Source organism: Streptomyces sp. NPDC045022 (genome assembly GCF_056432605.1).
Window position 1 is genome coordinate 100,216 of sequence record NZ_JBWKIR010000009.1, and the last position, 6,179, is coordinate 106,394.

Consider the following 6,179-nt stretch of genomic DNA (forward strand, 5'->3'; position numbering starts at 1 on the left):
TCCGGTGGCCCCTCCGGCTACGGCAGTGGTCCGGGACAGGGCCCGGGTTCCGGCGGCCCGTCCGGCTTCGGGGGCAACCCCGGTCAGGGCCAGGGGCCCGGTTCCGGTGGCCCCTCCGGCTACGGCAGTGGTCCGGGACAGGGCCCGGGTTCCGGCGGCCCGTCCGGCTTCGGGGGCAACCCCGGTCAGGGCCAGGGACCCGGTTCCGGTGGCCCCTCCGGCTACGGGGGCGGTCCGGGGCAGGGCCCGGGTTCCGGCGGTCCGTCCGGCTTCGGGGGCAACCCCGGTCAGGACTCCGGCTTCGGCGGGGGTCCGGGGCAGGGTCCCGGTGGCCCCTCCGGTCCGCCGCCCTTCGGCCGTGAGCCGTCCGGCCCCGGTGGCCCCACTCCGCCCGGCCCGCCCCAGGGTCCCGGCGCTTCCGGCCCCTCCGGCTTCGGCGGTGACCCCGCGCGTCCGGTACCGCCGCCGCCCGGGCCGACCCCGCCCGCCGGTCCCGGCGGTGCCGCGCAGGCGTTCCAGCGGTCCGGGCCGCCCGCTCCGCCCGCGTTCCCGCGGGAGACCGGCCGGCCCCCGGCCGGCGGTCCCGCCTCGGGAGGCCCGTCCTCGGGTGGCCCGTCCTTCGGCGGCGGTGACGACGACTGGGTGCTCTCCCCGCCGTCGTCCACCGGCCCGTCCGGACAGGGTCCGGGACACGGCCCCGGACCGGGACCCGGCGGTCAGCGCGGCGGGTACGGCTACCCGCAGCCCGGCGGCACCCCGGCCCCGCCCGGCCCCGGCTTCCCGCAGGCGCCGCAGCAGCCGGCCACCTGGACCGCGACCGTCGGCCCGGACCGCGAGTACTTCATGGCGATGATGCAGCGCTCCGGCCCCGAGGCCGCGGGCCTGAACCTGCCCGCGTACTCGCCGGAGCAGCAGCTCACGCTCGCCGGCAACCAGGTCACCATCGGCCGCCGCCGGCACTCCACCGGCGACACCCCCGACATCGACCTGTCGGTGCCGCCGGAGGATCCCGGGGTCTCGCACCAGCACGCGGTGCTGGTCCAGCAGCCGGACGGCAGCTGGGCGGTCGTCGACCAGAACTCGACGAACGGCACCACGGTCAACGGCTCGGAAGAACCGATCCAGCCGTTCGTTCCGGTCCCCCTGCGGGACGGCGACCGGGTGCACGTGGGCGCCTGGACGACGATCACCGTCCGCCGGGGCTGAGCACGACCGGGCAAGAAACCGGGGGTGCTCAGCGGAGAGGCCAGCGGTACGGCCCCTCCGGGTCGTCCAGCCACGCCCAGGCGTGCTCGCCGGCGACCGTGACGCCGTACCGTTCGCGGTCGGGCTCGTCCTCGCGCTCCCACAGCGCGTAGGCCTCCCGCGGCTCGAGGGCGCCCCGGGCCAGGGCGAACAGGAAGTGGAACGCGTCCTGCTCGCGGGCCCGGCCCGGCAGCCCGGTCAGGGACACCTGCTCCGGCTCCGCCCGGCCCTCGCCGCGCAGCGGTACGAAGTAGGCGGCCGTGGGCAGGAAGCGGCCCTCGGCGTGCTCCGCGTCCCGCACGGTGAGGGCCAGCAGGCCGGTGGCCAGCGGGGTCAGGATGCGGGCGCCGGGGCGGCACTGGGCCAGCCAGGCGCGCGGCACCGCGGACAGCTCGCAGGTGGCGATGATCCGGTCGAAGGGGGCGCGTTCGCGTACTCCGCGCGCCCCGTCACCGGTGACGACGACCGGGTGGTACCCGGCCGCGGCCAGGTGCTGCCGGGCCGACTCGGTGATCTCCGGTTCCAGATCGATGGTGGTGACGAGGTCGTCGTCGCCGAGCCGGTGGGCGAGCAGGGCCGCGTTGTAGCCGGTGCCGGCGCCCACCTCCAGCACCCGGTCGCCCTCCTCGACCCGCAGCTCGACCAGCATCCACGCCATCAGGGAGGGCTGACTGCTGGAGGAGAGCAGCTCGCCGTCGCGCAGCCGGGTGGCCAGCGGCACGTCCGCGTAGGCGCCGCGCACCCAGCGTTCCCGGGCCCGCGGGTCGGGACTCTCGCCCCAGCGGCGCTCGTAGCCGCCCCGCCCGGCGACGTAGTAGTACGGCACGAACCGGTGCCGGGGCACCGTCGCGAACGCCTCCCGCCACACCGGGTCCGGCGCCCAGGCCCCGTCGGCGTCGATCTCCCGCACCAGCGCGGCCCGCGCCGCGGCGGCCAGGCCGTCGATCTCGGTGTCGTGGGCGCCCATGACTCCACAGTAGGGGGCGAGCGTTGCTCCGGTCCTAGGTCTCGAGTCCTGGGTCACCGGGTCTGAGACCATGGACGGGTGAATGAGATTCGGCACGGCACGCTTCAGGAGCAGACCTTCTACGAGCAGGTCGGCGGGGAGAAGACCTTCCGCCGGCTCGTCCACCGTTTCTACGAGGGAGTCGCCGGGGACCCGCTCCTGAAGCCGATGTACCCCGAGGAGGACCTGGGCCCGGCCGAGGAGCGGCTGACCCTGTTCCTGATCCAGTACTGGGGCGGCCCCACCACCTACAGCGACAACCGCGGCCATCCCCGGCTGCGCATGCGGCACGCCCCGTTCGCCGTGGACCGGGCGGCGCACGACGCCTGGCTGAAGCACATGCGGGTGGCCGTCGACGAACTCGGCCTGTCCGAGGAGCACGAGCGGACGCTGTGGAACTACCTGACGTACGCCGCCGCGTCGATGGTGAACACCGAGGACTGATCGCTTCCGGCTGACGGGGCATCACTGAAGGCCGGATTCCGGTCAGCCGTCCTCGGATTCCGGATCACGATCCGGTATAGACCGGCCGACAACCGCTTACCCCGGGCCTGTCTCCTCTGCCAGCATCGCCCGAAGGTCTGGAAGTCCGGACACACGGGGGCCGGGTGACGGGGTTCGTCTTCTCACGTGCGCGTGCGCACCGCCTGCTGTTGAGTGCCGCGTTGCTCACGGTGCTGCTGACCACCGCGGTACTGGCGACGCTCACCGCCTACTCGGGGGCGATCGGCGACGCGGCACTGCGCCATGTGCTGGGCGACGCCCGCAACGGCGCCGACACCGCCCTGATCGTCAAGGCGGACGTGCCCCAGCGGGAGCGGGCCGCCGCCGGCACCGCCGTACGCGAGGGCGCCCGGCGGACCTTCGACGGTCTGCCCGTCACCGTACGGACGCTGCGCCGCTCGGGACCGTACGCGCTGCCCCGCTCACCGCGCTCACCCGCCGACCGGTCCGGCGACCCGGACCTGACGTACTTCGCCGCGCTCGACCACACCCAGCTGCGCCTGACCGCGGGCCGGCTGCCGCGCCGTACCTCCGGTCCGGTCGAGGTGGCGCTCCCGCAGGCCGCCGCCCGGGCGCTGCGGCTGGCGCCCGGCGACCGGCTCACCCTGGCGAACCGGCTGGACGGCCCGGCGGTCCGGGTGCGGATCACCGGCGTGTACCGGCCCGCGTCGGTGACGGCGCCGTACTGGCGGCTGGACGATCTGCTCGGCCGCGGGGCCAGGAAGTCCGGCTTCACGACGTACGGACCCCTGCTCGCCGACCCTGCCGTGCTCACCGGCGGCCGGGTGAGCCCGGGGCCGACGGCCTGGCTGGCCTCGGCGGACTTCGCGACGGCGACCACCTCTCGGATCGGGGAGCTGCGCACGGCGGCCCGGGAAGGCAGCGCGGCCCTGCGCGGAGCCACGGCGCTGCGCGGTACGACGGTGGCGCAGACCGCGCTGCCGGAGGCCCTGGACCGGGTGGACCGTTCGCTGCTGGTCGCGCGTTCCACCCTGCTGATCGTGGCGCTGCAACTCGCGCTGCTCGCCGGGTACGCGCTGCTGCTGGTGGCCCGGCTGCTCAGCACCGAACGCGCCGACGAGACCCGGCTGCTCAGCGCCCGCGGCGCCTCCCGCGCCCGGATCGCCGGTCTCGCCGCGGCCGAGGCCCTGCTCCTCGCGCTGCCCGCGGCCGTGTGCGGGCCCCTGGTCGCCGGGCCGCTCACTACTGTGCTGGCCGGGCACGGCCCGCTGGCCCGCCTCGGTCTGCGCCTGGACCTCCCGCCGGCCGGCCGGCCCCTGGTGTGGCTGGTGGCCGCCGGGGTCGCCCTGGGCTGTGCGCTCGCGGTGTCGGTACCGGCGGTCACGGGGGCCGCGGCACAGGCGCGGGACCGGGCGCGGAAGCGGAGGGCCGGCCCCCCGCGGGCGTGGTGGCCGCTGCCCCTGCGCCACCGCCGCGGGACAACCCGGCCGGCCGCCTTCCGGACCGTCCCCGCCCTGCTGCGCGCCGGCGCCGACCTCGGCCTGCTCGCGATCGCCGGGGTGGCCTACTGGCAGCTCCGCCGGCAGGGCTCCGGCGGTGTGGCCGCCGACCGGTCCGGCACACTCGGCATCGATCCCCTGCTGGTCGCCGCGCCCGCGCTGGCGCTGCTCGCCGGAACCGTGCTCACGCTGCGGCTGCTGCCTCCCGCGGCGCGGTTCGCCGAGCGGTGGGCGGCGCGCGGACGCGGACTGCCGGTGGCGCTGGCCGGCTGGCAGTTCAGCCGGCGCACCGCACGCGGCGCGGGCCCGGTACTGCTGCTCGTCCTCGCCGTCGCCCTCGGCATACTCGCCATCGGGCAGGCCGCCTCCTGGGACCGCTCGCAGGACGACCAGGCCGACTTCCGCGCCGGCGTTCCGGTGCGGGTGATCTCCGCCGGTGAGGGCGGGCTGGGCCGCACGGACCGGTACGCGGACCTGCCGCGGGTACGCGAGGCGGCCCCGGCCGTGCGCGGCTCCCAGCCGCTGTCCGGCGACCGGACGGCGACCGTGCTGGCCCTGGACACCCGGCACGCGGCGGACGCGGTGCTGATGCGCCGGGACCTGGCGGACGTGCCGGTGCGGTCGCTGCTGGCCGGGCTCGCGCCCAAGGGCTCCCCGGCGGGCGCCCGGGTGCCCGCGGGTACCGCCCGGCTGCGGCTGACGGCACGCCTGCACAGCTCCACCGGGCCGGGCACCGGCACGGAGGTGACGGTGACGCTGGCGGACCGGTACGGGGTGCCGTACCAGGTGCCGTTCGGTCAGCTCCCCGCCGACGGCCGCGACCACACCCTGACCCTCGGCCTCGGTGCCCCGTCCGGCGCGCTGACCCTCACCGGCCTCCGTCTCGACCTGGCACAGCCCGCCGGCCGTGCCGAGCGGCACCGGCTCACCCTCGGCGGGCTGACGGCGTCCGGCAGCGACGGGAAGGAGCACCGGCTCACGCTGCCGGCCAAGTGGACCACCGGCGCGCGGGCGGGCGGCGCCGCCGTCCCCAGCGCCGCCACCAGCCCCACCCGCCCCGAGATCACCGGCACGCGCCCGCTGACCTTCGCCTACGGCACCGGCTACCTCCCGGACGCGGACCTCTGGACGGTCGCCTCCGTCACCGTCCGGCTCCAGGTGACCCAGCGCGCGCCGGCCGAGGTGCCGGCCGTCGTCACCGACCGCTACCTGGCCTCGGCGAGCGCCCGTCCCGGGCAGCGGGTCGACCTGACCATCGGCGACCGGCGGCTACCGGTGCGGATCGTCCGGGCGGTACGGGCGCTGCCGGCCACCGCCGACCCGGCCGGCAGCGGCGCCCGCGACGGCGGTGCCGTGCTGCTCGACCTGCGCGCCGTGAACCAGGTGCTGCAGGCCCGGTACGGCGAGAGCGCCACGCCCACCGAGTGGTGGCTAGCCACCGCGCCCCGGGACACCGCCCGAGTGGCCGCCACGGTACGGGCGTTGCCGGATGTCGGCCCGGGCCAGGTGGTGGTGCGCGACGAGATCGCCGCCGAGCTGCGCGACGACCCCTTCGGCGCGGGTCCCGAGGCCGCGTTCACGGCGGCGGCCGTGGTGGCGGCGGCGGTCGCCGCGGTCGGCTTCGCGGTCGGCGCCGCCGGGGCGCAGCGGGCCCGGAGCGCGGAGTTCGCGGTGCTGCGCGCGCTCGGCGTGCCGCGCCGCCGGCTGGCCCGGACGGTCGCCGCCGAGCAGGCCGTCCTGGTGGGCCTGGCGCTCGCGGTGGGCCTCGGCCTGGGCACCGTGCTGGCCCGTGCCGTGCTGCCGTTGATCGTCCTGACCGGCGAGGCCACCCGGCCCGTGCCGGACCTGCTGGTCCGGCTGCCGCCCGGTCAGGTGGCGCTGCTGCTGGCCGGAGTCGCCGCGGTCCCGCTCGCGGTCGCGGCCGTACCGGCCGTGCGCCGAGTGGGCCCGGCGCGAGCGCTGCG

The 6,179-nt window shown here is 77.3% G+C and carries 4 protein-coding genes; 3 read left to right on the plus strand and 1 reads right to left on the minus strand.

The window, feature by feature from the left end:
• The coding region (locus AC07C1_RS18155; protein WP_478940088.1) for an FHA domain-containing protein at positions 1–1,206 on the plus strand (1,206 nt) is incomplete at its 5' end.
• 28 nt (positions 1,207–1,234) lie between these two features.
• Here the strand turns inward: AC07C1_RS18155 and AC07C1_RS18160 are convergent.
• Entirely contained in the window at positions 1,235–2,212 is a 978-nt protein-coding gene (locus tag AC07C1_RS18160) for a methyltransferase domain-containing protein (protein ID WP_478940090.1), read from the minus strand.
• A 78-nt stretch (positions 2,213–2,290) separates the two neighbouring features.
• Between AC07C1_RS18160 and AC07C1_RS18165 the strand changes: the two genes are divergently transcribed.
• A complete protein-coding gene (locus tag AC07C1_RS18165) occupies positions 2,291–2,695 on the plus strand; it encodes a globin (protein WP_478940091.1) in 405 nt (134 codons plus the stop codon).
• Between the two features lie 164 nt (positions 2,696–2,859).
• The coding region (locus AC07C1_RS18170; RefSeq protein ID WP_478940093.1) for an FtsX-like permease family protein at positions 2,860–6,179 on the plus strand (3,320 nt) is incomplete at its 3' end.

What these genes read in the sequence shown, in the direction of transcription:
- AC07C1_RS18160 (WP_478940090.1), bottom strand. Translation starts at nt 2,212, where the DNA reads ATGGGCGCCCACGACACCGAGATCGACGGCCTGGCCGCCGCGGCGCGG.